This window comes from Priestia sp. BR_2 (assembly GCF_041954005.1).
GTDB lineage: Bacteria > Bacillota > Bacilli > Paenibacillales > Paenibacillaceae > Paenibacillus_AQ > Paenibacillus_AQ lautus_A.
Genome location: NZ_JAVFHM010000018.1, coordinates 1 through 1,682, shown reverse-complemented (window position 1 = coordinate 1,682; position 1,682 = coordinate 1). Strand labels below are relative to the sequence as shown.

The following is a 1,682-nucleotide window of genomic DNA, read 5'->3' as shown; positions in this document are numbered from 1 at the left end:
CATTTGCTTCTCCTGAACCAAATAAAGCGTCGTGTCCTTTTTTTCCATAGTCAACAGCTGTTTGCTTCATACGTGCTGTTACTTGAGCGGGTTTATACTCAGGATGAGCGGCTTTAAGAACTCCTGCAATTCCAGCTACTTGAGGAGTTGCCATGGAAGTACCGGCGTTTAACTCATAGGAAGTCCCTAAATAAGTAGGCCATGTACTTAGAATTAAATTGCTTGGATCAGCTGCTGCAGGATCATTGTTTTTTGCATATTTCTCTCCATAATCTCCTCCTGGTGCCGCCACATCAATGGCACTGTTTCCATAGTTAGAGTAGAAAGCAAGCTGCTGATTAGACCATTTTGTAGAAGCCGAGACATTAATCACTCCTGGCATTTGTGCCGGCACGACAGTTGCAGGACCTTTGACACTTATTCCATACGGTTCATACAAAGTATTTAAGAAATCATTTACTTCCTTTTTATTATCTAAATTCAAACTTTCATTTCCGCTACCAGCTACGACCGTTACGCCATTTTTTACGGCGTACTGAATGGCTCTTTTCCAAAGAAGGGTTTCAGCAATTGATTTATAACTTTCTCCTTCAATAGTCATTTTGTTATTATTATAGAAACGAAGAGACATATTAATAACATCGACTTTATCATTGGTTGCGGCAATAATTCCGTCTATAATCCAAGCAGGCATTCCAAGAGCTTGCTCTGAATACAGTACGCGATAAGAACGTATTCCAAGTTCTGGTCCTACTCCTTTTACTTTTCCATTCGCTCCGATGATCCCGGCAACATGCGTACCGTGTCCATTACGATCTTTTATATCTGCGGGATCTCCAGTTTCAGATTCGTCCATTCCAGCCGGAACAAGATTACGTCCACCTAGTATATTATTTTTTAAATCAGGATGAGATGCATCAATACCCGTATCGATTACTCCCACCACTGCTTTATGAGTTGTACTACCGTCTTTATTTTTATATCCGCCTGTTTCTACATCATAAGATTTTCCGCCATTTGTCACTCGTTGAATATCCCACTGAGAGTCCCAATAATCCTCTGCATTCTGTGAACTGATAATACTAGACTGATAGTTATAAGAACTAACTGCTGTTTTTTCCAAGCTTAGAGGAATTTCTCTGTTAGCAGCTTCGATTGAAGAATTCCCTTTTAAATTATTAAGAAAAGAAGCCTGTTCAGATTGAGCTTCTATTCCTCCTACTTCAGGAAGCGATTTAGTCACTTTGCCACCAGCTTTTTGAATAATCTCTTGATAGTTGTCTGGCAATCCATTTTTAAAAGCGATTGTGTATGTGTTACTCACCTTTTGATCTTGGCTCTTAGCTTGAGTAGGAACTCCGCCAACGACAAATATTCCTGCTCCTACTGCAAGTGAAAGCACCGTATGTAGAATTTTCTTTTGCATATGTCTCCTCCTATATATGGAAATATTTATCATATACTATCTTATTACATACTCTTTTAAATTCCAAGTTTTTCTAATAGATTACGAGTATTTAAAATAAGAAGGAGGTTATATTTCACAAACAATAACCAAATTAAGGGTTTCAAAAGAGCTTTATAGCTCATTTATCGCATAAAAGAACCTTATTATTTGATGCGTCAACTAATAAAGAGTAAAATTTTTCTATAATAAAGGTGAAAAGCGAAAGGATGAGTAA

1 protein-coding gene is annotated in these 1,682 nt (G+C 37.8%); it reads right to left on the bottom strand.

Annotation, left to right across the window (positions count from 1 at the left end):
• Nucleotides 1-1,426: S8 family serine peptidase (locus tag RB298_RS00120; protein ID WP_486045151.1), on the bottom strand; the 1,426-nt coding region annotated here is incomplete at its 3' end.
• Nucleotides 1,427-1,682: the final 256 nt, after the last annotated feature.